Origin of the sequence: Faecalibacterium sp. I2-3-92, assembly GCF_023347315.1 — a bacterium.
Lineage (GTDB): Bacteria > Bacillota > Clostridia > Oscillospirales > Ruminococcaceae > Faecalibacterium > Faecalibacterium duncaniae.
In genome coordinates, this window is record NZ_CP094470.1 from 486,631 (window position 1) to 512,932 (window position 26,302).

The 26,302-nt window shown below is 57.3% G+C and carries 30 protein-coding genes and 1 tRNA gene; 24 read left to right on the forward strand and 7 right to left on the reverse strand.

Translation table 11 applies throughout. The features are described 5' to 3' along the window. Positions 1–28: 28 nt before the first annotated feature. The 18 genes from MTP42_RS02265 to MTP42_RS02350 all read left to right on the forward strand — a co-directional run bounded on the left by MTP42_RS02265 (position 29) and on the right by MTP42_RS02350 (position 15,829). Entirely contained in the window at positions 29–601 is a 573-nt protein-coding gene (locus MTP42_RS02265; RefSeq protein ID WP_005929688.1) for a DUF4358 domain-containing protein, read from the forward strand. A 139-nt stretch (positions 602–740) separates the two neighbouring features. Then, on the forward strand, positions 741–2,159 hold the full coding sequence (locus MTP42_RS02270) for an MBOAT family O-acyltransferase (RefSeq protein ID WP_249257864.1): 1,419 nt from the start codon (positions 741–743) through the stop codon (positions 2,157–2,159). A gap of 13 nt (positions 2,160–2,172) precedes the next feature. Continuing rightward, positions 2,173–3,342, forward strand: a complete 1,170-nt coding sequence (locus tag MTP42_RS02275; RefSeq protein ID WP_249257865.1) for a DHHW family protein — start codon at positions 2,173–2,175, stop codon at positions 3,340–3,342. A 192-nt stretch (positions 3,343–3,534) separates the two neighbouring features. Then, complete coding sequence (locus tag MTP42_RS02280; RefSeq protein ID WP_005929676.1) at positions 3,535–3,879, forward strand: hypothetical protein; 345 nt, start codon at positions 3,535–3,537, stop codon at positions 3,877–3,879. 89 nt (positions 3,880–3,968) lie between these two features. Then, positions 3,969–4,313, forward strand: coding sequence for a hypothetical protein (locus MTP42_RS02285; RefSeq protein ID WP_005929673.1), 345 nt, complete (start codon positions 3,969–3,971; stop codon positions 4,311–4,313). A 215-nt stretch (positions 4,314–4,528) separates the two neighbouring features. After that, positions 4,529–4,837, forward strand: coding sequence for a thioredoxin (trxA, locus tag MTP42_RS02290; protein ID WP_035393488.1), 309 nt, complete (start codon positions 4,529–4,531; stop codon positions 4,835–4,837). Between the two features lie 121 nt (positions 4,838–4,958). Continuing rightward, positions 4,959–5,342, forward strand: coding sequence for a type II toxin-antitoxin system RelE/ParE family toxin (locus MTP42_RS02295; protein WP_097770093.1), 384 nt, complete (start codon positions 4,959–4,961; stop codon positions 5,340–5,342). Continuing rightward, positions 5,314–5,619, forward strand: a complete 306-nt coding sequence (locus tag MTP42_RS02300; RefSeq protein WP_035393348.1) for a helix-turn-helix domain-containing protein — start codon at positions 5,314–5,316, stop codon at positions 5,617–5,619. The genes MTP42_RS02295 and MTP42_RS02300 overlap by 29 nt, the downstream gene beginning before the upstream one ends. 245 nt (positions 5,620–5,864) lie before the next feature. After that, complete coding sequence (gene hisG / locus MTP42_RS02305) at positions 5,865–7,457, forward strand: ATP phosphoribosyltransferase (protein WP_249258293.1); 1,593 nt, start codon at positions 5,865–5,867, stop codon at positions 7,455–7,457. Further along, positions 7,454–8,734, forward strand: a complete 1,281-nt coding sequence (gene hisD, locus MTP42_RS02310) for a histidinol dehydrogenase (protein ID WP_156068346.1) — start codon at positions 7,454–7,456, stop codon at positions 8,732–8,734. Before hisG ends, hisD begins: the two co-directional genes overlap by 4 nt. A 166-nt stretch (positions 8,735–8,900) precedes the next feature. After that, on the forward strand, positions 8,901–9,962 hold the full coding sequence (gene hisC / locus MTP42_RS02315; RefSeq protein WP_249257866.1) for a histidinol-phosphate transaminase: 1,062 nt from the start codon (positions 8,901–8,903) through the stop codon (positions 9,960–9,962). Between the two features lie 3 nt (positions 9,963–9,965). Next, the gene (hisB, locus tag MTP42_RS02320; protein ID WP_005929650.1) at positions 9,966–10,556 is read left to right on the forward strand and encodes an imidazoleglycerol-phosphate dehydratase HisB; all 591 of its coding nucleotides are present in this window, start codon (positions 9,966–9,968) and stop codon (positions 10,554–10,556) included. After that, a complete protein-coding gene (gene hisH / locus MTP42_RS02325) occupies positions 10,553–11,161 on the forward strand; it encodes an imidazole glycerol phosphate synthase subunit HisH (protein WP_005929647.1) in 609 nt (202 codons plus the stop codon). The genes hisB and hisH overlap by 4 nt, the downstream gene beginning before the upstream one ends. Positions 11,162–11,351: 190 nt before the next feature. Continuing rightward, the gene (gene hisA, locus MTP42_RS02330) at positions 11,352–12,071 is read left to right on the forward strand and encodes a 1-(5-phosphoribosyl)-5-[(5-phosphoribosylamino)methylideneamino]imidazole-4-carboxamide isomerase (protein WP_249257867.1); all 720 of its coding nucleotides are present in this window, start codon (positions 11,352–11,354) and stop codon (positions 12,069–12,071) included. A gap of 16 nt (positions 12,072–12,087) precedes the next feature. Next, complete coding sequence (gene hisF / locus MTP42_RS02335) at positions 12,088–12,843, forward strand: imidazole glycerol phosphate synthase subunit HisF (protein ID WP_097772821.1); 756 nt, start codon at positions 12,088–12,090, stop codon at positions 12,841–12,843. 66 nt (positions 12,844–12,909) lie between these two features. Then, on the forward strand, positions 12,910–13,545 hold the full coding sequence (gene hisIE, locus MTP42_RS02340; protein WP_005929638.1) for a bifunctional phosphoribosyl-AMP cyclohydrolase/phosphoribosyl-ATP diphosphatase HisIE: 636 nt from the start codon (positions 12,910–12,912) through the stop codon (positions 13,543–13,545). A gap of 7 nt (positions 13,546–13,552) precedes the next feature. Beyond that, on the forward strand, positions 13,553–14,377 hold the full coding sequence (locus tag MTP42_RS02345; RefSeq protein WP_097772820.1) for a histidinol-phosphatase HisJ family protein: 825 nt from the start codon (positions 13,553–13,555) through the stop codon (positions 14,375–14,377). Positions 14,378–14,458: 81 nt separating this feature from the next. After that, complete coding sequence (locus tag MTP42_RS02350; protein WP_249257868.1) at positions 14,459–15,829, forward strand: MATE family efflux transporter; 1,371 nt, start codon at positions 14,459–14,461, stop codon at positions 15,827–15,829. A 77-nt stretch (positions 15,830–15,906) separates the two neighbouring features. Here the strand turns inward: MTP42_RS02350 and MTP42_RS02355 are convergent, their stop codons facing one another. The 4 genes from MTP42_RS02355 to MTP42_RS02370 all read right to left on the reverse strand — a co-directional run bounded on the left by MTP42_RS02355 (position 15,907) and on the right by MTP42_RS02370 (position 18,944). Beyond that, positions 15,907–16,542: an orotate phosphoribosyltransferase gene (locus MTP42_RS02355; protein WP_156068354.1), complete on the reverse strand. Its 636-nt coding sequence runs from the start codon at positions 16,540–16,542 to the stop codon at positions 15,907–15,909. A 247-nt stretch (positions 16,543–16,789) separates the two neighbouring features. Next, entirely contained in the window at positions 16,790–17,347 is a 558-nt protein-coding gene (locus MTP42_RS02360) for a twin-arginine translocation signal domain-containing protein (protein WP_249257869.1), read from the reverse strand. Between the two features lie 158 nt (positions 17,348–17,505). Further along, entirely contained in the window at positions 17,506–18,129 is a 624-nt protein-coding gene (locus MTP42_RS02365) for a Tat pathway signal sequence (RefSeq protein ID WP_249257870.1), read from the reverse strand. A gap of 119 nt (positions 18,130–18,248) precedes the next feature. Then, a complete protein-coding gene (locus tag MTP42_RS02370) occupies positions 18,249–18,944 on the reverse strand; it encodes a helix-turn-helix domain-containing protein (RefSeq protein ID WP_005929618.1) in 696 nt (231 codons plus the stop codon). Positions 18,945–19,226: 282 nt separating this feature from the next. Between MTP42_RS02370 and MTP42_RS02375 the strand changes: the two genes are divergently transcribed. Together MTP42_RS02375 and MTP42_RS02380 are read left to right on the forward strand one after the other, a co-directional pair. Next, positions 19,227–19,901, forward strand: coding sequence for a histidine phosphatase family protein (locus MTP42_RS02375; RefSeq protein ID WP_005929611.1), 675 nt, complete (start codon positions 19,227–19,229; stop codon positions 19,899–19,901). Between the two features lie 146 nt (positions 19,902–20,047). Beyond that, positions 20,048–20,653, forward strand: coding sequence for a twin-arginine translocation signal domain-containing protein (locus MTP42_RS02380; RefSeq protein ID WP_097770080.1), 606 nt, complete (start codon positions 20,048–20,050; stop codon positions 20,651–20,653). A gap of 57 nt (positions 20,654–20,710) precedes the next feature. On the opposite strand, the gene MTP42_RS02385 is transcribed toward MTP42_RS02380, so the two are convergent. Then, positions 20,711–21,796, reverse strand: a complete 1,086-nt coding sequence (locus tag MTP42_RS02385) for a DUF3048 domain-containing protein (protein WP_249257871.1) — start codon at positions 21,794–21,796, stop codon at positions 20,711–20,713. Positions 21,797–21,830: 34 nt separating this feature from the next. After that, the gene (locus MTP42_RS02390; protein WP_207684412.1) at positions 21,831–23,090 is read right to left on the reverse strand and encodes a DUF3048 domain-containing protein; all 1,260 of its coding nucleotides are present in this window, start codon (positions 23,088–23,090) and stop codon (positions 21,831–21,833) included. A gap of 245 nt (positions 23,091–23,335) precedes the next feature. On the opposite strand from MTP42_RS02390, the gene MTP42_RS02395 reads away from it, so the two are divergent. Both MTP42_RS02395 and MTP42_RS14595 read left to right on the forward strand, forming a co-directional pair. Continuing rightward, positions 23,336–23,411: transfer RNA gene (locus tag MTP42_RS02395), tRNA-Lys, on the forward strand. An 11-nt stretch (positions 23,412–23,422) separates the two neighbouring features. Next, on the forward strand, positions 23,423–23,551 hold the full coding sequence (locus tag MTP42_RS14595) for a hypothetical protein (protein WP_256466575.1): 129 nt from the start codon (positions 23,423–23,425) through the stop codon (positions 23,549–23,551). Positions 23,552–23,633: 82 nt separating this feature from the next. On the opposite strand, the gene MTP42_RS02400 is transcribed toward MTP42_RS14595, so the two are convergent. Then, the gene (locus MTP42_RS02400; protein ID WP_249257872.1) at positions 23,634–24,221 is read right to left on the reverse strand and encodes a helix-turn-helix domain-containing protein; all 588 of its coding nucleotides are present in this window, start codon (positions 24,219–24,221) and stop codon (positions 23,634–23,636) included. Between the two features lie 245 nt (positions 24,222–24,466). On the opposite strand from MTP42_RS02400, the gene MTP42_RS02405 reads away from it, so the two are divergent. Both MTP42_RS02405 and MTP42_RS02410 read left to right on the forward strand, forming a co-directional pair. Then, positions 24,467–24,715, forward strand: a complete 249-nt coding sequence (locus tag MTP42_RS02405; protein ID WP_249257873.1) for a helix-turn-helix domain-containing protein — start codon at positions 24,467–24,469, stop codon at positions 24,713–24,715. Between the two features lie 147 nt (positions 24,716–24,862). Further along, the gene (locus MTP42_RS02410) at positions 24,863–26,164 is read left to right on the forward strand and encodes a site-specific integrase (RefSeq protein WP_249257874.1); all 1,302 of its coding nucleotides are present in this window, start codon (positions 24,863–24,865) and stop codon (positions 26,162–26,164) included. The last annotated feature ends 138 nt before the right edge of the window (positions 26,165–26,302 follow it).

The following is a 26,302-nucleotide window of genomic DNA, read 5'->3' on the forward strand; positions in this document are numbered from 1 at the left end:
GTAAAATAGATAAAAGAGGGAATAATCCATGAAACTTCGTGCTAAAATCATTCTGACCGCTGCTTCTCTGGCCCTGAGCTGTGCTCTGCTGGCCGGCTGCGGTTCTTCTTCCGGTTCTACCGCTTCTTCTGCCGCGTCCTCTGAGCCTGCCTCCACAGTGCTGAGCCAGGCCTCCAGCATCCCGCTGGGCGAGGACAACAGCACCGATGCCCTGAACGCACCGTTCGAGACCCTGCTGGATGCCAACCCCATCTCCAACCAGTTTGAGATCGCTGCCATGAACATTGAGTACGATTTCAACCTGCCCGCTGAGGATGTGGTGAGCTACAAGGGCGTGAAGAGCAACGACAACGGCGATGCCGGTATGGTGCTGGTCGTGGAAGCTGCTGACGGCAAGGCTGAGGAGGTTGCAAACCAGCTGACTGCTTACCAGCAGGATCAGGTGGCGTTCTACGGCAACTACGCTGAGTTCGCACAGGCCCAGGAAAATGTGGAGAACGCCGTGATCGCCTTTAAGGACAACACCGTGGTCATGGTCATCGCTTCCAACGAGTGCACTGCCGATCTGGACAGCGCGGTGGACAGCGCACTGGGAGAGTAAAATAAAACTGAATGGGGCTGCTGCAGGCCCTCTCCGTCAATGCTCCGCACTGCCGCCTCTCCCAAAGGGAGAGCTGACGAGCGCAGCGAGTGTGAGAGGGCATTTGCAGCAGCTCTTTTTTTAAAAGGAGGTCGAAGCCTTGGTTTTCAGCACCATCATCTTTCTGTTCCGGTTTCTTCCCATCACGCTGGCGCTGTATTACCTTGCGCCCGCAAAGCTCAAGAATACGGTGCTCTTTGTGTGCAGCCTGGTGTTCTACTGCTGGGGTGAGGTCCGGTTCTTCCCGGTTATGCTGGCCCTGATCCTCATCAACTATCTCTGCGGTCTGGGGCTGGAAGCGTTTGACGCAAAGCCCGGCGTGCGCAAGGTGCTGCTGCTGGTCGCCCTTGCGGCCAGCCTGGGGATGCTGTTCTACTTCAAGTACGCAAACTTTGTCCTGCGCAGCATCAACAGCCTGCTGGGCACCGGATTTGCGGCCATTCAGGGCATCAGCGTCCTGCCGCTGGGCATCAGCTTTTATACCTTCCAGACCCTTTCCTACACCATTGATGTCTACCGCCGGGAGGTAAAGACTGAGCACAACATCATCGACTTCGGCGCTTATGTTGTCATGTTCCCCCAGCTCATCGCGGGCCCCATCGTCAAGTATCGGGATGTCTCGGCTCAGCTGCACGTTTACAAGCATCGTTACAGCTTGCAGCAGATCGAGGAAGGCATGACCCTGTTCACCTTCGGTCTGGCAAAAAAGGTCCTGCTGGCGGATGCCGTCGGCGCGCTCTGGACAGACATCATCGGCATTGCCGACAGCCCTTCCACCACCTTTGTGGGCCTTGCCAATGCGTCCACGCCGCTGGTCTGGCTGGGTGTCATCGCCTATTCGCTCCAGCTCTACTTTGATTTTTCCGGTTACTCCCTGATGGCCATCGGCATGGGCAAGATGCTGGGCTTTGATTTCCCCCAGAACTTCAACTTCCCCTATATCTCCCGCTCCATCACCGAGTTCTGGCGGCGCTGGCACATGACCCTTTCTGGCTGGTTCCGCGAGTATGTCTATATCCCGCTGGGCGGCAACCGCAAGGGCCTGAAGCGGCAGATCTTCAACCTGTTCGTGGTGGAGCTGCTCACCGGCATCTGGCACGGTGCAGACTGGAACTTTATCTGCTGGGGCCTGTACTACTTTGTTTTGCTGGCCCTTGAAAAGCTGTTTTTGCTCAAGTATCTGGAAAAAGGCAAGATCTGGCCCCACATCTACACCATGTTCCTTGTGGTGGTGGGCTGGGCCATGTTTGTGGGCAACGAGGCCGGGGTGGGCTTCGGGCTGCTGTTCCGCAAGCTCTTTCTCCCCTCGGGCGGTGCGTCTCCGGTCTACTTCCTGCGCAACTACGGCGTGCTGCTGGCGGTCAGCATCCTGTGCTGCACCCCGCTCATTGAGAAGATCTGGAACGCCCTGCGCAAACACACCGTGACCCGTGTGGCTGCGGTGCTGGTGCTGCTGGTGCTCTCTACGGCGTATGTGGTGGGCAGCACCAACAGCCCGTTCCTGTATTTCAACTTCTGAGGAGGGGACCTGAATGGACAAGCATACAAAGAAAACTCCCTCTCTGTTCCGGTATCCGGTGCTGGTGGCCTTCGGGCTGTTCTTTATCGGGCTGTTCGTGCTGGATATGGCCACGCCCGACCGCGCATACAGTGAACTGGAAAACACCACCCTGACCCAGCGGCCCAGGCTGACCGCCGTTTCTGCCGACGGGCTGAACAACTACTTCACCAGCTACACCCGATACGTCAAGGATCAGGTGTTTGGCCGCGACCAGTGGATCAGCCTGCAGAGCGCGGCGGAGACCACCCTCTTCCAAAAGACCCAGAGCGGCGGCATCCTGCTGGGCCGGGAGCACATGATGTTCGCCCGGCATTACAGCATCCTGAAAAATGAAGAAAAGGGGATGGCAAAGAACCTTGCCGCCGTCCAGAGCCTTGCCCAGCGCTACCCGGGCAGGGTGAACCTCATGCTGGTGCCGTCGGCCTCGGTGGTCTACCCTGAGAATGTCCCGGCGGGGGCACCCCAGATCGATGAGAAGGGCATTCTGGAAGGCGTTGCCGCACAGGGGGAGGCCTACGGGCGGTTCATTGATGTCCTGCCCGCCCTGACGGAGCACAAAGGGGAATACCTCTACTACCGCACCGACCACCACTGGACGACGCTGGGGGCCTACTACGCCTACCAGCAGTTCTGCGAGACGCTGGGCCTGACTCCCTTTGACCGGGATGCCCATACGGCCGAGACCTGTGAGGATTTCTACGGCACCCACTACTCCAAGACCCGCACCTGGAATGCCGAACCCGACACCATTACCTGGTACGACCTGCAGAACAGCCTGACGGTCTGGAACGTTACCGGCCCGGGCCAGCCCACCGAGGGCACCACCACCGGCCTGTACGATCTGGACAAGCTGGAGGTGTATGATAAGTACGCCATGTTCCTGCACGGCAACAACGGCCTGAGCCGGGTGGAGGGTGACGGCGAGGGAAAGATCCTGGTCATTAAGGACAGCTATGCCAACAGCTTTGTGCCCTACCTGACAGCCAACTATGCGGCCATCGACGTGGTGGATTTCCGCAACTATAACTATGGGCTGGACCAGCTCATTGCGGCCAACGACTACGACCAGATCCTTGTGCTGTACAGCTATGCCAGCTTTACCACCGACCCGTATCTCTACCGTGCGGGCGTGGCAGGCTGAGTGGGAAATTATTGCAGTGCTTTTCACCAAACTTTCGTTTGTTTTTTCATGCGACTTTCCGATTTTTGATGGTTTTTCACAAAATCCATTGCATGAAACTGTGTCATGTAGTAATATAAGGCTGGAAACCAGATGGTAAATTGGGAAAGAACACCATCGGTTCAAGCTGCTCAAAAAAGGAGTATGAGACCTATGAACAAGAACATGAATCTGCCTGCTGAATACGCAGTGCTTTCCGAAGAAGAGATGACCTATACCCAGGGCGGTTCCGATATTGGCGGCTTTGCAACCACTGCCGCTACGGTCGTGGGTGCTGTGGTGCTGGGTGCCAGCTATATCTGGGGCATTTCCGCTTCCAAGGACTGGCTGAACAAGAAGAGCAACCGTGAGGGCAACCTCTTCACCGTTCTGGGCCGTGCCGCAGATGCTGTCGGCGAGGATATGTCCAAGTCCGCAGCCAACTTTGTCCGGGATGCCGTTTCCAGCACCATGGTGGTGGCTCTGGCTCCCCTGAGCGCTGTTCTGCTGATCCTGTAAGCCGGGATAGTGGGATACCGGGTCTGTTTTCTGTAACTTGCGGTGTATGCTGCACCGTGCAATAAATGCTTTTGTAAAGGAGTATTATTATGGAAAAGAAGCTCATGCTGCCCGCGAACTACAACGTGATGAACGAAGAAGAAATGACCTATACCAGCGGCGGTGACGGTTTTACCGCTCCGTTTGCTGTGGGTTGGACGATTGGCGCAGTCATTTCTGTTGCAAACCTGATCTGGGGTCTGGATCAGACCCGTACCTGGATCAAGAACAACAAAAAGAACGGCGAGAATATCACCGATCTGGCAGCAAAGGGCATCAATGCCGCTGCCGATTACATGGGCAAGTCCATCGGCAACGCAATCGTTGGCGTTTACACCGCTCTGAACCTGACCGGCTGGTGGCCCGTTACCGCAATCGCCTGGGTCACGGCCTGATCGTTCTGACCAGACAACCCGGAGAACTCCAAAGAACAACACAGGGCGGCGGCTCTCCCCAAGCGGGCGGGCCGCCGCCTTTTTTGTTCACAGATTGTTTCTGGAAAAATCCTGTCGTTTGGGGTATACTAGAGCCATAAGTAAGAATCACTCCTTCTTTTGAGGGAACTGACCGCCCCCGCAGAGGGTGCGGATAAAAAATGGAGGAAACCAATATGGCTGTTGTTACCATTACCAAAGAGAATTTTGAAGCCGAGGTGCTGCACAGCACAAAGCCTGTTCTGTTGGACTTCTGGGCCACCTGGTGCGGCCCCTGCCGGATGCTGAGCCCCATCGTGGACGAGGTGGCCGAGGAGCGCACCGATGTCAAGGTGGGCAAGGTCAATGTGGATGAACAGCCCGAGCTGGCCTCTCAGTTCGGCGTGATGAGCATCCCCACCCTGCTGGTGTTCCGCGACGGCAAGCTTGTGAATCAGGCTGTGGGTGCCCGCCCCAAGGCCGGTGTGCTGGCGCTGCTGGGCTAAAAGAAAAAATCGAGCTGTATGGCCGCTGCCTGTTTTTGAATGGGCGGCGGCCTTTTTGCACTTGACAATATGGCATATCTGCCATATACTGAAAGGGGAAAAGTGTAGGGAGGATTTTGAAATGGGACCGTTCGTGGTGGAATTTTATGAAACAAGAGATGGCCAGCGCCCTGCGGAAGATTTTTTGGATGAACTGGATATCAAAATGCGGAGCAAGCTGGTAATGACCCTAAAGGTTTTACAGGAACAGGGAAACCGTCTGAGGGAGCCATACAGCAAGCATCTGGATGATGGGATTTTTGAGATCCGCGGAAAAGTTGGAACGGATATTTCGCGGGTCATGTATTTCTTCTATTATGGGGGAAGGATCATTCTGACGAACGGCTTTATCAAAAAGACCCAGAAAACACCCAAGAGTGAAATTGAACGGGCAAAACAGTATCGGAAAGATTTTTTGGAAAGAGAGGGAGAATCAGATGAAAACACTGGATCTGTATTTGAATGAACAGCTGAAAAATGAGGAGTTCCGCAAGGAGTGGGAAGAGAACCAGCCGGAAATGGATATCATCCGGGCGATGGCAGATGCACGCATTTCTCAGAACCTGACCCAGAAGGAGCTGGCCGAACGCACCGGCATCAATCAGGCGGATATCAGCAAGCTGGAAAATGGAACACGCAACCCATCTTTGAAGCTGCTGAAGCGTCTGGCAGACGGAATGGGAATGGACCTGAAGCTTGTGTTCACACCCAAAGAGCCGCAGAATCTGAAGCTTGCAAAATAAGAAAGATGCCGGGTCGGTTTCCAATGCAGGAGACCGGCCCGGCCTTTTTGCATCCCCGGTTTTTGCTCTCCATCATCTGTTTTGGCGCTGGGGTGAAATGATTTCGCCTTTCTGTACAAACACACAGAAAAACGGTAAGATAGGGCTGAAAAAGCCGTCACTTTCATACTTTACAACTTTATCTCGATAAAGTAAAATAAACAAAAGAAGTGGGAAATACGCAGAGAGGGAACGAGGAGATCGAGATGGAATTCAGCCTGGACAGTTTGCAGCCCAAGGAGCGGGCCTCCTTTGCGCTGCGGGCGCTGTATGAGGCGGCGGGCTGCCGCAAATATCACATGGGCCGCTTTGAGGAGTACGGGCTTTATCAGGAGAACCGGAGCTTTTTGTCCTCGGAGCAGGTCATCACCTTCACCGACCTGGATGGCCGTCTGCTGGCGCTCAAGCCGGACGTGACCCTGTCCATTGCCAAGACGGCCCAGCCTGCCCCCGGCGAGACCCTGCGGTATTACTACCATGAGAACGTCTACCGCCCCTCGGCAGAGAGCCACACCTTCCAGGAGATCTCCCAGATGGGCCTTGAGATGCTGGGCGCGGTGGGGGAAGCACAGGTGCAGCAGGCGGTCCGGCTGGCAGCGCAGAGCCTGGCCCAGCTGGGGGCCGCGTGGGTGCTGGAAGTCAGCCACATGGGCTATCTGTTCGGCCTGTTCGACGCACTGGGCGTGCCGGAGAATGCCCGCCCCGGCCTGCTGGAAAAGCTGCGGGAAAAGAATGCGCACGAGCTGCGCCGCGCTGCGCAGGCCGCCGGGCTGGATGCCGCTGGGGCCGCTGCCCTGACCGGCCTGCTGGAGCTTTCCGGCAGCTGCGAGGAGACGCTGGCAAAGGCAGAGAGCGCCTGCCGCAACGACCGGATGCACGCCGCCGCCGCCGAGCTGCGGGCACTGGCCAAAACGCTGGAGGCCTCCGGCGGGGCGGTCCGCCTTGACCTGAGCCTTGCCGGTGAGATGGAATACTACAACGGGCTGGTCTTTCAGGGCTATCTGCAGGGCCTGCCGCGGCCCCTGCTCAAGGGCGGCCGCTATGACCTGCTGATGCAGAAGTTCACCCCCGGGGCCGGGGCCATCGGCTTTGCGGTCTATCTGGACGAGCTCGACCGCCTGAGCGCCCCCACCCCGCCGGTGCAGAGGAACAGCACGGGCCGGGTCATGCTGAATGTGGCCCTGCCCAAGGGCCGTCTGGGTGACAGGATGTATGACCTGCTGGCCCGCATCGGCTACGGCTGCACCGAGGACTACAACGCCACCCGAAAGCTGGTGGTGGAGAACCCTGCGGCGGGCATCCGGTACTTCCTTGTCAAGCCCAGCGATGTGGCCATCTACGTTGAGCACGGCGCGGCAGATGTGGGCATCGTGGGCAAGGATATCCTCACCGAAGCCTCTGCCGATGTCTACGAGCTGCTGGATACCGGCCTTGGCAGGTGCCGGATGTGCGTGGCTGCCCCGGCGGATTACAAGGACGATCCCAGCCGCCCGGTGCGGGTGGCGACCAAATTCGTCAACATTGCAAAGAGCTACTATGCGTCCATCGGGCGGGATATCGATATCATCAAGCTGAACGGCTCCATTGAGCTGGCCCCCATTCTGGGCCTTTCCGATGTCATTGTGGATATCGTGGAGACCGGCACCACCCTGCGGGAGAACGGCCTGCGGGTGGTCACCGAGTTCATGCCCATCTCGGCCCGGTTCATTGCCAATAAGGCCAGCTACCAGTTCAAGCACAACGAGATGGATGCCATGCTGGAAGCGCTGCGCAAGACCTTGCAGGAGGAAACAAAATGATCAAGCTGTATAATTTTGATGAGCTCAGGCCCGAGGAGATCCTGAACCGGGACATCCGCGCGGAGAAAAACGTGGAGGATGTGGTGGACGGCATCATTGCCGAGGTCCGCGCCCGGGGCGATGAGGCGCTGAAGGAGTACGCGCTGAAATTTGACGGGGCAAAGATCGACGACCTGCAGGTGACGCAGGCGGAGATCGATGAGGCCTTTGCCAATATGGACCCCTATTTCCTTGAGACCCTGCGGGAGGCTGCCGCCAATATTGAGAGCTTTCACCGCCAGCAGGTGCACAAGAACTTTGTGATCAACGAGAAGCCCGGCATTGTGCTGGGCCAGAAATATACCCCCATTGAAAAGGCGGGCGTATATGTGCCCGGCGGCACGGCGGCCTATCCCTCCACCGTGCTGATGGATGTCATCCCGGCCAAGGTCGCGGGTGTGTCGGAGATCGTGATGACCACCCCCGCCGGAAAGGACGGCAGGGTGAATCCGGTCATCCTTGCCGCCGCCGCTACCGCCGGTGTGACCAAGATCTTCAAGACCGGCGGTGCACAGGCCGTGGCCGCGCTGGCCTACGGCACCCAGAGCATCCCGGCGGTGGACAAGATCGTCGGCCCCGGCAACATCTACGTTGCTACCGCCAAGCGGAAGGTGTTCGGCAAGGTGGGCATTGATATGATCGCCGGCCCCAGCGAAATTCTGGTGCTGGCCGACGGCGGCTGCAACCCCGCCTGGGTGGCGGCAGACCTGCTGAGCCAGGCCGAGCACGACAAGCTGGCCAGCCCTGTTCTTGTCACCGACAGTCCGGCGCTGGCCAGGGCCGTGCAGGCAGAGCTGGAGGTGCAGATCCCCCAGCTGCCCCGTGCCGCCATTGCCCGCGCCAGCGTGGACGACAACGGAAAGATCATCGTCTGCACCGACCTGCACAAGGCCATTGAGGCCTGCAACATCATTGCGCCGGAGCATCTGGAGGTCTGCGTGGAGGACCCCTTCGGCGTGCTGAACGAGATCAAAAACGCGGGCAGCATCTTCCTGGGCCGCAATGTGCCCGAGGCCCTGGGCGATTACTTTGCAGGCCCCAACCACACCCTGCCCACCAGCGGCACGGCCCGCTTCTCCAGCCCGCTGGGTGTGGACGACTTTGTGAAGAAGTCCAGCTTCCTCTATTACACCCGCGAGGCGCTGGGCGAGGTGGCACCCCGCATTGCCGATTTTGCCGAGCGCGAGGGCCTGCACGCCCATGCGAAGAGTGTGACGATAAGATATGAAGAGGACTAAAGGCGGCTCGCCCTCTCCGTCATTGCTTTGCAATGCCACCTCTCCCAAAGGGAGAGGCTTTGGCAATTTCCCGCAAGGTTACGGAAAACCGCCAGAGGCTCCCCCTTTGGGGGAGCTGGCGCGAAGCGCCTGAGAGGGCGAGGACGCTGACAGTGAGGAAATTGCTATGAGTAAATATCTCTCTCCGAAACTTGAAACAGTCACCCCCTACACCCCAGGGGAGCAGCCGCAGGACCAGCAATACATCAAGCTGAACACCAACGAAAGCCCCTATCTGCCCAGCCCGGCGGTGGTGGCGGCGGTGAGCGAGCATGAGGTGGAAAAGCTCCGTCTCTACTCCGACCCCGCCTGCACCGACCTGCTGAAAACGGCGGCGGCGCACTTTGGCCTGCAGCCGGATCAGATCATGCCCGGCAACGGCAGTGACGAGAACCTCTTTTTCGCACTGCGGGCCTTCTGCGACGAGACCCACCCGCTGGCCTATGCCGACATCACCTATGGCTGTTACAGCGTTTGGTGCGGGCTGATGCACATCCCAAGCCATATCATCCCGCTGAAGGAGGATTTCACCCTTGACCCCGCCGATTACTACGGCCTGAACGAGACCATCGTCATCGCAAACCCCAACGCCCCCACCGGCTTGGCCCTGCCCCGCAGTGCCATCGAGGGCATCCTGAAAGCGAACCCTGACAATGTGGTCATTGTGGATGAGGCCTATGTGGACTTTGGCGGTGAGAGCTGCGTGCCGCTCATTGACCGGTACGACAACCTGCTGGTGGTGCAGACCTTCTCGAAATCCCGCCAGCTGGCCGGTGCGCGGCTGGGCCTTGCCATGGGCAGCGCCAGCCTCATCGCGGATCTGAACCGGGTCAAGTTCAGCTTGAACCCTTATAACATCAACCGCCTGACCTTGAAAGCAGGGCAGGCCGCGCTGGAAGATACCGTTTATTTTGAAAAGACCCGTGCCGCCATCGTGGACACCCGCACATGGACAAAACAGCAGCTGGAAGCCCGGGGCTTTGCGGTGCTGGACAGCCGCTCCAACTTCCTGTTTGCCTCTACACAAAAGAAAAACGGCGGCGAATTGTACCGGAAGTTGAAGGAAAAGGGCGTTCTGGTGCGCCACTTTGATGCCCCACGCATTGAAAACTGGCTGCGCATCACGATCGGCACGCCGGAGCAGATGCAGATCTTCCTGAACACCCTTGACAAAATAATGGAGGAATGACCCATGCGGGAAGTGACACTGGAACGCAACACCAACGAGACCCAGATCGAGCTGACCCTGAATCTGGACGGTGCAGGCCGCTATGAGGTGGACACCGGCTGTGGGTTCCTGAACCACATGCTGGAACTGTTTGCCCGCCATGGCCGGTTTGACCTGGTGCTCACCTGCCACGGGGATGTGGAGGTGGATTACCACCACACGGCTGAGGATATCGGCATTGCACTGGGGCAGGCCTTTGCCCGGGCGCTGGGCGAGATGCGGGGCATCCAGCGGTATGGCAGCTTCTACCTGCCCATGGATGAGGCGCTGGTGCTCTGCGCGGTAGACCTTTCGGGCCGGTGCACCCTGAACTGGGATGTCCACTGCAAGACCGAAAAGGTGGGCGATTTCGATGTGGAATGCGCCTCGGAGTTCTGGCTGGGCTTTGCCCGCAATGTGCCCGCTACGCTCCACTTTGTACAATTTGCAGGGGAAAATACCCACCACATTCTCGAAGCCTGCTTCAAGGGGGCAGGCCACGCGCTGGCTGCGGCAGTCGCCATTGATGCCGCCCACCGGGACGAGATCCCCTCCACGAAAGGACTGCTGGTATGATCGCGATCATCGATTACGGCGTGGGCAACCTGTTCAGCCTGCGCTCCAGCCTGACGCATCTGGGGCTGGAGGCCGTTGTGACCGCCGATGCACAGACCATCCGCAAGGCTGACCGGCTCATCCTGCCGGGGGTGGGGGCCTTTGGCGATGCCATGGACAAGCTCTCGGCTACCGGTCTGGTGCCGGTCATCCGGGAGCAGGCGGCGCAAAAGCCCCTGCTGGGCATCTGCCTGGGAATGCAGCTGCTCTTTGAAAAAAGCTATGAGTACGGTGAGCATGGGGGCCTGGGCTTTGTCAAAGGCGAGGTCTGCCCGCTGGAGCCTGACCTGAAAGACAAAACCCTCAAGGTGCCGCAGATCGGCTGGAACGCCCTGCACATCGTACGGGATGACCCGCTTTTCCGATACATCCGTGAGGGTGAGTATGTCTATTACGTCCACAGCTACTACGGCAAAAATTGTACCGAGAGTACACTTGCTGTCAGCGATTACTCCATCCCCGTGACCGGCGTGGTCAGGGCGGGCAGGGTGTACGGCACCCAGTTCCACCCCGAAAAGAGCGGGGAGACGGGGCTGCGGATCTTGAAGGCGTTCAGTGAGCTGTAGTGGAAAGGCCCTGCTCCGTACAACCTCTCCGTCAATGCTAACGCATTGCCACCTCTCCTAGTAGGAGAGGCCTTGGCAGTCAGGGAAAGTTTCCCGTTTTGCCAAGGGCTCCCATACTAGGGGAGCTGTCGAACGAAGTGAGACTGAGAGGTTGTACGAAGGAAAAGCTAAAATTAGGAGGGAATCTAATATGCAATTGTTTCCCGCAATTGATTTAAGGGACGGCAAAGTTGTCCGCCTGGCGCAGGGAGATTACGACCGTATGACTGTTTACGGGGATGACCCCTGTGCACAGGCCCGGCAGTTTGTGGAGGCCGGGGCCGGGTATCTCCACGTTGTGGATCTGGACGGCGCAAAGGACGGCACCCTTTCCAACTACAGATCCATTGCCGCGCTGGCAGAGCAGGGGGGCTTGTACATCGAGGTGGGCGGCGGCATCCGCACGGAGGAGCGCATTGAAAAATACCTTTCTCTGGGCGTGAATCGCTGTATCCTGGGCAGTGTGGCCGTGACGGATTTTGATTTCACGGCCAGGATGCTGAAACGCTACGGCGAACGGATCGCCGTGGGGGTGGATGCCAAAGATGGATTTGTTGCCATCCACGGGTGGAAGGAGGTCAGCGCCGAAAAGGGCGTGGACTTCTGCAGGCGGCTGGCAGATGCCGGATGCACGGCCATCATCTACACCGACATTGCCTGTGATGGTGCCATGCAGGGCACGAATCTGGCGCTGTACCGCCAGCTGGCGGCAGAAGTGCCGGACGTGGCCTTCACGGCCAGCGGCGGCATTTCGTCGGAAGCCGAGCTGCTGGAGCTGAAAAAGATGGGCACCGCTGCCGCGATCCTGGGCAAGAGCCTGTACACCGGGGCACTGGATCTGAAACGTTGTGTAAAACTGGTGCAGAATTAAACGGAGGGGAACGAAAATGATCACAAAACGCATCATTCCCTGTCTGGATGTCCGGAATGGCCGGGTGGTCAAGGGCACGAATTTTGAGGGCATCCGGGATGTGGCCGACCCGGTGGAGATGGCCCGGATGTACAACGCTGCCGGTGCCGACGAGCTGGTGTTCTACGATATCACCGCCAGCTTTGAGGGCCGTGCTCTGTTCACCGATATCCTGACCCGGGTGGCAAGCGAGATCTTCATCCCGCTGACCGTAGGCGGCGGCATCAACACGCTGGAGGATTTTGACCGGGTGCTGAAATGCGGCGCCGATAAGGTCAGCGTCAACTCGGGCGCTCTGCGGGACCCCGGCCTCATTCCGGCGGCGGCCCAGAAATACGGCGACCAGTGCGTGGTGCTCTCGGCGGACGTGAAGCGGGTGAACGGCCAGTTCCGGGTGTTCGCCAAGGGCGGGCGCGAGGATACCGGCCGGGACGCGCTGGAATGGATCAGCTGGTGCGTGGCGCATGGCGCGGGGGAGATCTGCCTGAACAGCATTGACACCGATGGTGTCCGCACCGGCTTCGATCTCGAGATGCTGGACGCGGTCGCTGCCCGGGTGAATGTACCCATCATCGCCAGCGGCGGCGCGGGCAAAAAGGAAGATTTCCTTGAGCTATTCCACCACAAGGGCATCGACGCGGGCCTTGCGGCGGGCATTTTCCACCAGAAACTGCTGACCATCCACGATCTGAAAACCTATCTGAATGAAAATGGTGTCGAAATGCGGCTGTAAGCTCTTGCGTTTCGGGCAACTTTAGGATAAACTGTAAGTATCCCCTTTGGGGAGGGAGTATGGACCATGGAACTGAAATTTGATGAAAAGGGCCTCATTCCTGCCATCGTGCAGGATCACTACACCAAAGAGGTGCTCACCCTTGCCTACATGAACGCCGAGACGCTGGCACTGACCATTGCCGAGGGGCGTACGGTGTTCTGGAGCCGGAGCCGTCAGGAGATCTGGCGCAAGGGCGATACCAGCGGCAATGTCCAGCATGTGGTGTCCATCACCGCAGACTGCGACAAGGACGCACTGGTGGTGGAGGTGGTCAAGGATGGCCCTGCCTGCCATACCGGTGCTGAGAGCTGCTTCTTCAACGAAGTGTATGTCTCGCCGGAGCTCAAGCAGTTCAGCTGGCAGGGGCTTTACGAACTCATCCAGGGCCGCAGGGATCATCCCCAGGAAGGCAGCTACACCACCTACCTGTTCGAGAAGGGCAAGGAGAAGATCCTGAAAAAGGTGGGCGAAGAGTGCACCGAGGTCATCATTGCGGGAGAAAAAGAGGACAAGGCCGAGACCATCTATGAGATCAGCGACCTGGCTTACCATGTGCTGGTGCTGATGGTGCAGGCAGGCATCACGGTGGAAGAAATCACCCGTGAGCTGGAAAAACGACACGTCATTGACCACAAGGTCAAACAGGAAAGGATGCAGTGATTTAGTTATGGCAGATTATAAGAAGTCCAGTGTTCATTGCCACTCGACGATGTGCGATGGCAAAAATACCTTGCAGGAAATGGCCAGTGCCGCCTGTGCGCAGGGCCTGACGACCCTGGGCTTCTCCGGCCATAGCTATACTCAGCGGGACCGTGAGTACTGCATGAGCCCCAGCCGCACCGCCCAGTACAAGGCCACCATTGCAAAGCTCAAGGCAGAGTATAAGGGCAAGGTGGACATCCTCTGCGGCATCGAGTGGGACAGCCTGAGCGAGGACAAGCCCGAGAACTACGATTACTGGATCGGTGCGGCCCATCACCTGTACGGCAAGAACACCGGCAAGTACTACGAGATCGACTTCCGCCCGCAGGATCTGCACGACTGCATCTTTGATGATTTCGACGGTGACCCGCTGGCCGCGGTGGAGGCCTACTTTGCAGAGGTGGAGAAGGTTGCCGCCAAGGGACCGGACATTCTGGCCCACATCGACCTCATCAAGAAGCTGAACGGCGAGGGTGAGTTCTTTGATGAAGAGGCTCCCCGCTACCGGGCCGCTGCCCTCAAGGCCCTGAGCGCAGCCAAAGAGCACAACTGCCTGCTGGAAGTGAACACCGGCGGCGTTTACCGCGGCTACCGCAAGGACTTCTACCCCAGTGCATGGATGCTGGAGGAGTGGAACAAGATGGGCGGCAAGGTCATCATCACCTCCGACTCCCACGATGTTTCCAGCCTGACCTTCGGCTTTGAGGAAGCTGCCGCCGCCATCAAGGCTGCCGGCTTCACCAGCGTGGAGGTGCTGACCGGCCACGGCTTTGAGACCCAGGAGCTGTAAAAGAAAAATAAAGCACAACCCTCTCCGTTTTTGCTGTGCAATGCCGGGGAGGGTTGTTTTCCGTAAACTGTGAGGAACCTTATGACCCAAACTGCGAAAAAATCCCCCTTCAGCATGAATGTGGACTTGATGCACGGGCCCATTTTCAAAAACCTGCTGCTGTTCATGCTGCCCATCTTCATCTCCAACCTGTTCCAGCAGCTCTATAACACCGTGGACACCATGATCGTGGGCAATGTGCTGGGCGATACCGCCCTTGCCGCCATTGGCTCCTGCGGCTCGATCTACGAGCTTCTGGTCGGTTTTGGCCTCGGTATCGGCAACGGCCTTGCAATCGTTGCAGCGCGCTCCTACGGGGCGCAGGATCACGATCTGCTCAAAAAGACCGTGGCAGGCTCACTGGTCATCGGTCTGGTGGCTTCCCTCTGCATTACGCTGGCGGGTGTGCTGGGCCTGCACCCGCTGCTCCTCATGCTGGACACCCCGGCGGAGATCCTGGACGATGCGTACCGCTACATTTTGACCATCGATCTGGGCGTGCTGGTCATGTTCGCCTATAACCTCTGCGCGGGCCTGCTGCGCGCCATTGGCAACAGCGTGATGCCGCTGGTGTTCCTGCTCATCTCCTCGGGCCTGAATGTGGTGCTGGATCTCCTGTTCATTGCAAGGATGGGCATGGGGGTGCAGGGAGCGGCTGTGGCAACGGTCATCTCGCAGGGCGTTTCGGTGGTGCTCTGCATCCTGTACATCTTCCTCAGAGTGAAGATCCTGCTGCCGGAAAAACAGCATTTCAGGGTGGGCAGCCACCTTTACTGGGAGTTGTTCAGCCAGAGCATCTCCATGGGTCTGATGAGCAGCATCGTCTCGGCTGGCTCGGTGGTGCTGCAGTATGGCATCAACGGGCTGGGCACGCTGGTCATTGCCGGTCACACCGCCGCCCGGAAGCTGTTCTCCTTTACCAGCATGCCGGTCATGGCCATGGCATCGGCATGCTCCACGTTTGTTTCCCAGAACTGCGGCGCAAACCAGCCGGAGCGTGTCCGCAAGGGCATGAAGGAGATCGCCCTGTACAGCGTGGCGGTGGCCGTGCTGGCGGTCCTTCTGATGCAGCTGGGCGCAGAGTGGATGGTGCAGCTCATCTCTGGCTCCAACGAGCCTGTGGTGCTGGAAAACGGCGCACGGTATCTGCTCTGGAACGCGCCCTTCTACTCGGTGCTGGGTGTCCTGCTGGCCACCCGCTACGCCCTGCAGAGCCTGGGGCAGAAGGTCCTGCCCCTCTTCTCCAGTGTCATCGAGCTGGTGGGCAAGGTGGTATTCGTGCTCTTCTTCATCCCGAAGTTTGCCTATAACGCCGTCATCCTCTGTGAGCCCATCATCTGGTGCTTCATGGCGGCGTACCTCGTGCTGGTCTACCTGCACGACCCGTTTGTGTTCCCGAAAAAAGCAGAATAAGAAAAAGACCCGGCTGCCAATGACAGCCGGGTCTTTGTGTCTGCGGGAAGTGGATGAAACGGATCGGGCAAGGGGGCTTACAGTGCCGAATAGCCGAAGCTGTTGACCAGTGCATCGATATGCTGGCCCGCCTTGCACATGGGGCACTCGCGGGAATCGAAGCTGGCATAATCGGGCAGGTTGGAGGGGTCAAAAATAGAGGTGACCGGGATGCCCAGGCACTCGGTGGCGGTGGCGAAGATGGCGCTCAGGCCCGCCACGGTGCCGCCGTAGTAGTTGACTGCCTCGATCGCAGCCTGCACGGTATAGCCGGTGGTGATGGAAGCAGCCAGGATCAGCACATGCTTGCCCTTGACCATGGGGGCCAGATTGTCGCGCAGGATGATCTGGCTGCCGGTGGTGTACTCCGGGGTGATGACATAGATGGTCTGGTGGGCGTTCATGTTGGCAAAGCCGTCCTTGGTCAGCTCGTTGGCAAGGCAGGTGCCGATGACCTGTGTGCCGTCCAGGCAGAGGACAGTATCCACGATGGTGTTGTGCTGGTAGGCAGCCACCAGCTCTTTTGCCACGGCCTTTGCCTCGGAAAGGCGGGACTTCTGGGTGGTGACATCGATATAGTAATTGATGTGGCTGTGGCTGGTTGCGAAATGGCCCTTTGCCACACGCAGGAACAGATTGCTCTTGTTGGTGGGAAGCTTTACCATGTTGATCATAACTGCAACACTCCTGTTCTGTCAAACTACGGCCCATGGCCTTTTTGAGCGGAAACACAAACAGCGCGGCGGCCCCTGCCGCTGCGCTCCCATTCTTTTCCATGAATCTATGGTATCAGAAAATGCGGGTGTGCACAAGATACAGAATTGCTGAAAATTTAAAGAAAAATTGAGATACTTTGCCAATACGACGGCGCAAAAAAGCCGCCCGGCTTTCCCGGACGGCTTAGGATGTACGTTGGGGAGATTACTTGCTGGAGGTGGAACCGGAGCTGGCGCTTGCGGCACGAGCCAGAACCCAGTTCATGGAATACTCGGCATACTGCAGGTCGGGGCAGTAGGTAAAGACCAGCTTTTCGCCCTCATCCAGAGAGGCATTGAGCGTAATCTTGCCGGAGTTGGTAACGCTGTTTGCCAGGTTGGTGTCCAGCAGGGAAGCATCGATCAAAAGCTGGCTGCTGGTTCCACCAACATACTTTGCCTTTTGCTTGCCGTCCTTACCGTAGACGATCGCCTTGAAGTTGCTGGGCTGGATGGGCAGATTGTTGGTGCGGCCAACGGTGATCTGGAAGGGGAAGGAAATCGAAGCGCCGGTCAGGTCAATGTCCTTGTACTTCTTGGCATCATTATCATAGGTGCCCAGAACAGCATTGATCTGCAGAACAGTGATGGAACCGGCACCATCGCAGTACAGGTTCTTGGTATCGGTCTGATCACAGCCGGAGAAGAGGCTGGCACCCGCAACGGCCACAGCTGCAACAGCGGAGTATTTCAGGAAAGAGCGGCGAGAAAATGCTAACGACATAATCGTTCCTCCTTATAATGTGCAAAGCGCACGAAATGCCAAAAGGCTCTGCCTATACAATAGGCGAAACGGGGGCGAATGTCAATGGTTTTCACAAATCTTTTGTGAAAATTTCCCACCGCCGCCGTGCAAATCATACGAAATTTCGTCCGGATCGATCAGGCTTTGGTCAGGTCAGAGGCGTTGATGGTAAAGTTCAGAGTCTTGCCGGAAACAAAGGTCGGGGTGTAGGTCACACCGATCTGCTGCCAGGTGGTGGGCACCATGCAGACCAGCTCAATGTAGCCTGCACCCTGCGGGGGAATGGCAGAGGCCGTGGTAAAGCTCTCGGTGGTGCTGTCGTACAGCTGGACATAAGCGCCGCCCTCGGCTGCCTGACCGTCGCAGGTGAAGGAGAAGTCGGTGGTGGAAGCGGACAGAGCATGGAAGTAACCGGCAGTGTTGGCTGCGATCTGCTCCGGGGTATCCAGAGGATAGGCCTCACCGATCTCCTGAATGTTCTGTGCGCCGATGGCAAAGGTGTCGCGGCTGGAACGGTTTGCAGAGGTGATCAGCATGGCAATGTACTCATAACCCTCGGCATCGGGGGCACTTGCCAGAGTAAAGACGCTGGTCAGCTGGACCGCCAGATTGTTCCAGTTGCTGATCTTATCGCCGACCTTGACCTCGATGGAAGAGTTATCGCCGGCCTGGCAGCCGCCCAGCACAGCAGCAGCGCCCAGAGCAGCGGCAGAAGCACCGGTGATCTTGAGGAAGGTGCGGCGGGAAATCTTGTTCGACATAAAGCTTGCCTCCTTAATCAATGGCAGAAATCTTTTTCTTCGCTGATTCGTTTATAGCATTTTTTACCGGAAATTGCAAGGCCCTGGGCACAGAATTAACAGGAGTTTCACACAGAAGCTCACTGGTTGGGGTCCAGGCCGCGCACATGGGTCTCGCTGGTCTTGACCAGATTCAGCAGGCTGGGGGTGTACAGCGGGTATTCCCGGGTCAGGCTCTCGGTGGTCATGGCAAGGCAGGAGGGGTCTTTCACGCCCTCGGCACCGTTCAGGTCCTCACCGGCCAGCAGGTCCTCCACGTTGCTCTCGCTCATCCGCATCACGGCATCGGAGTAGCCGGGCCAGCGGCGGGCCTCCACGCTGAACAGGCTCTGGGCGTTGTGGGGCTCGGCGGAGTAGAGCAGGCGGAACATCTTGGCCACGGCCATCATCAGGTAGGTGCTGACCTCGGTGGTCAGGGCCTTGCTGTGGCACTCGGCGATCTTGGCGTACAGCACGTTCAGGCTGTTGGAGATCAGCTTTTTGTTCATGGTGGGCAGAACGCTGCCATGGTAGACGTTGTCCTTCATCTTATCGGGGTTGGGCAGGTCATCGGCGTTCAGCATCATGCCGTTGCGCTCAGCCGAGCGGCCCAGCAGGTAATCGCAGGACACATTATAGTAATCCGCTACCCGGACAACAAAGTCCAGACCGCACTCGCGGATGCCCTTTTCGTAGTGGGAGAGCAGTGCCTGGGACACCCCAAGGTCCTCCGCGGCCTGCTTCTGGGTGATGCCGCGCTCCTTGCGCAGCAGCTTGATGATACGGTTGAATTCCATGATTTTGGACTCCTCAGTAGTGGAAATTGAACTTCTTTGAGTTTTGGTTTACAACATGTTGATTATACACAGTGGAAAACCAAAAGTAAAGCAAGAAAAGTAACGGAAATTCTCGTCATTTTTCGTCATTTTTGTCAAAAGGCTTGCCCCGGATACCATATCTATGCTAAACTAAAGATAATCAACGCATATTTTGTGGCGCACGGCCCGGGCAGGATGCCCACTGCCGGTGCGAAATTTTACAGCAAAGAGGAACTCTTTGCCAGATAGAGGTGTTTTTCCATGAAAACGTTCAAACTTCATCTCATCCGCCACGGCATGACGGCCGGTAATCTGCAGGGCCTGTACATCGGCAGCGGTACGGACATCCCCCTGTGTGATGAGGGACGCGCCCAGCTGAAGGAGCTGAAGGAGCGGTTCGAGTATCCGCAGGTGGACACGGTGTTCTCCTCCCCGCTGGTGCGCGCTGTGGAGACAGCGAACATTCTGTTCCCCAATGCAGGCCACCAGTTCACAGTGCACGATCTGCGGGAAGCGGGCTTTGGCGTGTTTGAGAACCGCCCCGTGAAGGATCTGGTCAAGGAAGAGGATTTCAAGAAGTGGATCACCCCCGGCTCCGGCTTTGTGCCCGAGGGAGCAGAGCCCACCGAGCAGTTCCACGCCCGCTGCGCCGAGACCCTGCTCAAGCTGTTTGAGTATATGATCCGGATGGATGTGACCGAGGCTGCCTGCGTGACCCATGGCGGCGTGATCATGAGTATGCTGAGCCAGCGCGCGCTGCCCTCCCGCCACCCGGAACAGTGGATGGCCGACCCCGGCTGCGGCTATACCGTCCAGACCGACGTGCAGCTCTGGATGCGCGACCGCCTGGTGGAGGCCATCGACATCGTCCCCTTTGGCTACGCCGATACCCTGCGCGGGCAGGCAGAAGCCGAGGAAAACGAGGCGTTTGAGTAAGAATCTTTGCCGCGCCGCTCTGAAAATATCCAAAACACGTAAAAACGCGGAAGAACAGGTAAAATTCCGGGCAAATCTCTTGACAGAAAGCCAGGAATTTACTATTGTATAAAGAGAACTTATTTTCCCGTTAGGAGGAATCCCCGATGTCACAATCCCTGTCCCGCCGCTCGTTCCTGAAATATGCCGGTTCCGGTGCAGTCAGTCTGGCTGCAGCTCTGCTCACAGGTGTTTCGGGCGCGGCTCTGGCCCCCTGCTATGAGGGCGAACCTGCTCTGCTGGACGGCAAGGCGGCAGTGGAGCTGCTGGGCTATGCACCGGCCCCGGAGCTGGACAGCACGCTGGTCTATCTGTCGGTGGAGAACCTCTCGGCCCGGCCGCTGGCTGTGGGTGCCAGCTACCTGCAGAGCCGCGGGCTGGACAGCAGGAACGCCCTGTACAGCCTGGGCACCGGCCTGACTGCCCTGTGTGACGGCAGACAGGTGCGGGTGGGCAGCTTTGCAGCTCCCCTCTACGGTGAGAATGCGGCAGATGCCTCTGCCTTTACCCTGAATCTTTCCGCAGGGCGCGGGGCGATGCTCCACTGCTTCTGCGAGACCCCGGCGGACTGGCAGACGCTGGAGCTGATCTATCAGCCTGACTTTGCCGCAGGCCAGACCGTCCATTTTGTGGTGCGCCGGGATGCCGATGAAGTCCATCTGGGCGCGGTGCCTGCCACCCTTGCCGAGGTGGGCAGCGTGGTCGATCTGTAAATAGCATAGCGTAAAAAGAGACGGTTCTGCATCGGATTGCAGGACCGTCTCTTTTGCTTATAACAGGCTTTCCCCGGTGGAGTTCTGCACAGTGAGCTCCTGCCCGGTCAGGCTGGACACCAGCGCCAGATAGCTGCGGCCTGCCGTCAGGGTCAGGGGGCGGCCGTTGGAATCATACAGGAAGAAGGTGGTCTCGCTGCCCTGCGTCCAGGTGATGTTCCACAGGTGGCCCTCGTTGAGCCAGACACCGCCGCCCATGGTCAGATCGTAATCCAGCGTCACACCATCGTCACGCAGGGTGGATGCACTGAACAGGATGAGCAGGTTGTCGAAATCTGTTTGCTGGCCGTTGTTGGCATCCAGCTGCGGTGTGCCGTCTGCGTGGAGCATCCGGTAGGTCTTGCTGTCGGCATCGTAGGAGAAGCCGGTGGCGTTCTGTGCGTCAAACTGGACCCGGACACTCATTGCGTCCGAAGCATCTGCATCGGGCAGCTTGCCGTTTTCCTGCATGGGCAGCAGATTGGGCACGGAGAGGAGGGTTCCGCTCTCGCTGTCGGAGCCGCTGGAAGAGGTGTCCGTGACGCGGGATTCTGTCAGGGCCGGGGAGATGTTCAGGCTGCCCAGCACACCCGAAAGTGCTGCACCGCTGGTATGCCACAGCGGGACATTCTGCCAATTGGTCTCACAGGAAAAGGCATTGGTACCCACCTCCAGTGCGTCTACCGCGCGCAGAGAGTAGTAATCAAGGTAGTTCTGGTCAAACTGTCCGCCGCCCCGCTGCACCGGCAGTACCTGCTGGCCCACCAGCAGCCGCCAGTAGAGGTCCTGCCCGGCAGAGACAGGCCCGACCTGCGGCACGGCCCCCACGGCAGGGTAGACCAGGCAGAGCCGGGTGGCCTGCTGCTGTGCGGTCAGGGCTTCCAGCACCAGCGAGGCTGTGGAAAGCCCCCACTGAGTGGTGCTGGCGGCCGCGTTGTCAATGGTGATGGCGACCGGCCGCTGGCCCGGCCAGACAAGTTCCTGCCCAGTGAGCGGGTCAGTGGGACTTTCAGCGGGCTGGGAGCTGGGGCTGAGCGCACAGCCTGTCAGCAGTGCGGCGCTGAGCACAAAACAGAGCAAAGCGCGCATCCAAAAGCGTTTCATCGGTTTCCCTCTTCTGCCCCGGAGGGCGAGTGATTTAGTAGCTGAAATTGCTCCACTCATCATTGTCCACCAGTGCCAGATAGGTCTTGCCCCGGTTCAGGGTCATCTCCTCGCCGGTTTCGGTGTAGAGCTTGAGCGGATGGGTGGGATGCGGCTTCTCCCAGCGGCCCACCTGCACGCCGCCCCGTGTGAAGAGGTACGCCTGCCCACCGGCCACATAGTTGACCGACTGGACATCGTGAGAATCGCCCGCATAGGCGGCGATATCGGCAAAGCAGACCACCACGTTGTCAAAGGTCAGCTGCTTCCCGGTCAGCTCGTCCACCGTGTTCTCATAGGCTTTTTTGGAGCGGTTGTACATTTCCAGCTTGTAGCTGCGGCCCCAGCTGTTGTAGGTCAGACGGGTCCTGTAGCTCTCGGAGTGGGTGATGCTGATGGATTTGGCCGCAGGGGCACCGGGAAGGTCATTGGAGGCTGCGGTGCGGTAGTCGGCAAAGTGGAAGAAAGGCGTTTCGTTGGCGTAGGTCAGGCCGATGCCGGCATTACCGGCTGCCTGTTTGATCTCCTTGCCGGAGGTGAACTCGGTATGTTCGTAGGCTACATTGCGGCCGCGGTTGTCACGGTGGGCAACGTGGGGGTGGACTGGTGTGTTGAAGTAACTCTTGCCGCCGATGTTCAGGCCGGAGTAATCGTATACATTGATGAACTGGGTGCAGAAAATGCTCTCGCCATCGTGGTAATAGAGGGCCTGATGGGGCATGAGCAGCTGCAGGAACTGGTCGCGGCCAGAGCGCAGCGGCCCGACCTCCGGGATGGTGTCCGCATCCCGGAACACGGCACACAGGCGGGTGATGCCGCCCTCCACCTTGCTCTCGATGAGCAGGTCTGCCGAGCCGATGCCGCGCTGGGGGCGTGCGTTCTGCTTTTCGGAGTTGGCGATGTTGTTGACCATCACACCCACCATCCGGCCGGTGCTCTTGCGGGCTTCGCCGGTCAGAGGGTCAGCGTCGTAGGCAGGCAGAAGGCTGAACGCAGAGCTTGCGGCTTCGCTGGACGCTGCCGAGGAGGCGGCTGCCTCACCAGCTGCGGCCTCACTGGCTGCGACCACAGAGGATGCAGCGGCCTCAGAAGAAGCAGAAGAGGATGCCGCCGAGCCGCAGAACAGGCTCTTCATCCAGTCGGGCAGGTCACCGCCCAGAATGGCACTGCCGGGGCTTGCAGAGCAGCCAGTGAGCGCCAGCAGCGCCGCCGTCAGCCCGGAATAGCGAAGTACGGACCGTCGAGAAATTTTCATGGAAAAAGCCCTCCTATCGGATCGGCTTGCCCGGCGCGGAAGTGCGCCCGGCAGGTCGGTTGCAGTTTTGTAATGAACTGCTTTGATTGTACTGGTTCTTGCCCGGTTTGTAAAGGGGCAGTTCGTGGCAAAATCTGCCCGATGACGGCTTTGGGAAAGTTTTTTGTGCAGAAAGCTTGCTTTTTGCCCGGGAGTATGGTAATATTATTCGGCAGTATCGTGTTATACTGCGCTTTATAATGTATGCGCTCGTAGCTCAGCCGGTAGAGCATCTGACTTTTAATCAGAGGGCCAGGGATTCGAGTTCCCTCGAGCGCACCAAAGAAAAAGCCATGATTCATCGTTCAAAAGACGGTTTGAATCGTGGCTTTTCTTTTTGCTTTATTGAACTTTTCTGGCCGGATTTTGCGACATTTTTGCGACAGATACAAAAATGTGAGAGCAAGAGCCGTGGACAATGAACGAACCATCAAATAAAATCAGGCCGGTGAAAAGTGAAATTTGGAACAAAAATTGTGATGGAACACGGTGGCCTTATGGTGGTCAGTGCTCCTTTTTTTGGTAGTCTGGGATTTTAGACAGTTCATTAGCATGACGGAGGACTGCAGTTTGACCTGTAGCGTTCATCTTTTTCAAAATATGACCAATCTCTTGTACGATTTTTTCTTGCTGAGACCAATCTTCTTTGTCATTAAAATCTATACGGTTGTTATCTAGTCCAAGTTCCGCACGTAATTGCTCTTTAGAAACATGGTTTTTTGGAGCGATTTCATCCAAAGCGTCCAAAGTCCATTTCCTTTTACATGTGGATGTTACAAATCCACCGCAGAACTCAGCATCTTCTTTCTTGACCTGTAAAATTTCCAGTAGCTCCTTTATGGCATTTTGTATCCTATTTGCTGTAGACCCAAACTGTTCGATATAGGACAGTCTCTCGTTTCCATCCATTAAATCGAGAGGGTCTATGTCCAGGGCCTCGGCTATCCGTTCAAGGGTCTCTGTTTTTGGATTTCTTGTGCCATTTTCCCACTGCGCAACATTGACGTGGGTGATTCCAAGAGCCTTCGCAAGATCTCCCTGGGTCCAGTTCTTTCTCTTTCTTGCTTGCCGGATTAACTCCCCATTACTCATCGTTGTTTCTCCCCCTGAAGATAAAACTAAATGTAAAACGGTATGATTCTGATATTTGCTTACATTTTTAAGGCCAAAATCATACCGGAAAATCTTTTTGAATTTAATGAAATTGCAACTTGACGACAAAACGGACCTGTGCTACAATGATATCGAAGGAAGCAATCTGGTCGGACAGCTGCGGTCTCAATCACCGCTGTTCGGCCCCTGATGCATACCTTTAATAAAACGGGAGGTTCAAAACCATGACGAACACAATCGAGTACCCCATCCACTACCCCACCATGGCTACGGTGAAAGAAGCCGCAGCTCGGTTTGGGGTTTCACCCGCTTACGTCCGCAAACTTTGCCGGATAGGTAAAATTCGCTATACCATTATATCATCGCGCAAGTGGCTGGTCAACGTGGACACGCTGGCAGAGTACTTTACGCAGGGTGATCCGGTCGAACAGGAACCGCAGGTCGTCAACGGAGTCCGCCGCATCATTTCTTAATAAGGAAGGAGGGGGATTCTCGTGGCTCAGGTTACGAGACGAGAGAAGAAGGATGGGACAGTTTCCTATACCATCCGGGTGTACAGTGGCCGAACTCAGTCAGACAAGGTCATCACGAGGTGCAAGACCGTGGTCCCACCGCCGGGAATGAGCGGAAAGAAGGTTGAAAAGTGGGTACAGGAGCAGGCGATGCGGTTTGAACAGCAAGTCACGAACGGCATGGCACTGGACTCGGATATGCTGCTGGACGATCTCATTGACCGGTGGTTTGAGGAGTACGCCAACAAGCATCTCAAGCCCAAGACCTTGTACGATTATAAAAGGATGAGACCAAGGATCACCGCCGGTCTGGGGCACCTGAAGGTGTCCAAAATAAAACCAGCGCACCTGATGGCGTTCTACGATAATCTCGAAGAGAAGGGCATCCGGCAGGACAGTTCTTTTACGGCGACTGCTGCTCTGCTCAAGTTGCTGCCGCATGGAACACGTGGAGCACTGGCAAAAGAAGCCGGAGTGGGTCAGGATACAATGAGGATGGTCTATGCGGGCAAGGGTGTCAGCAAACGAACTGCCGAAAAGGTATCTGCCGCAGTGGGACTGGCTGTTTCCAGAGCTTTCAACGAGCACCCGAAAAAAGGTGGAAAACTGAACAGCAACAGCGTCCTGCACTATCACGCCATGCTGTCCAGTGTATTCCGGAAAGGGGTTCAGTGGGGGCTGATCAACGAAAATCCCTGCGCACGAGCAGAACGTCCGAAAGCTTCAGAAATTTATGTGGAGACGCTGGACGAAGAGGACATCGCCAGGCTTTTGGAGGCGCTTGCTGGTGCACCGGTACATTTTAGTGTGATCACACAGCTGGCCTTGCTGACGGGTGCCAGAAGAGGCGAAATCTGCGGATTGCGCTGGTCGGACATCGATTTCGAAAAGGGGACATTGTCCATTAAACGGACGGTGCAGTTCATCCCCGCAGAAGGAATCGTATTCACATCACCCAAGACCAAGCGTTCCCGGCGGTGCATCCGCATCGGCGCAGACTGCCTGGAACTTCTGAAGGAGTACCGACAGCACCAAATTCAGGAGAGGCTTCGAATCGGGTCCAAGTGGGCACGGAAAGTGACGATTGAAAATGGCAAGGTCGTAGACAATGACATGCTCTTTACCAGATGGAATGGGGAACCGCTGGACCCGGAAACGGTCTCAACATGGTTTCCGCGTTTTTTGGAAGAGCACGGTCTCCCCGCAGTCCACTTCCACAGCCTGCGTCATACCAACGCCAGCTTGCTGATTGCGGCTCATGTACCAATCACAACGGTTTCGGGTCGGTTGGGCCATGCACAAACATCCACGACCTTGAACTTCTATGCGTCAGCCATCCAAAGTGCTGATGCAGCTGCTGCCGATGCGCTGGAAGGTGTCATCAAGATTCGGGAAAAAGCTCATGCATGAGGTCTTTAAAGTTTACCACTTGAAATTAGTTAAAACTAACTGCTGGGGTTATATTCAGGAGGATATTGTAGGATGAGTGGAATGTAGGGTAAAGGACGTGCTCCGCCGGGAGTATAGCTGACTTTGAAAATATCGCCC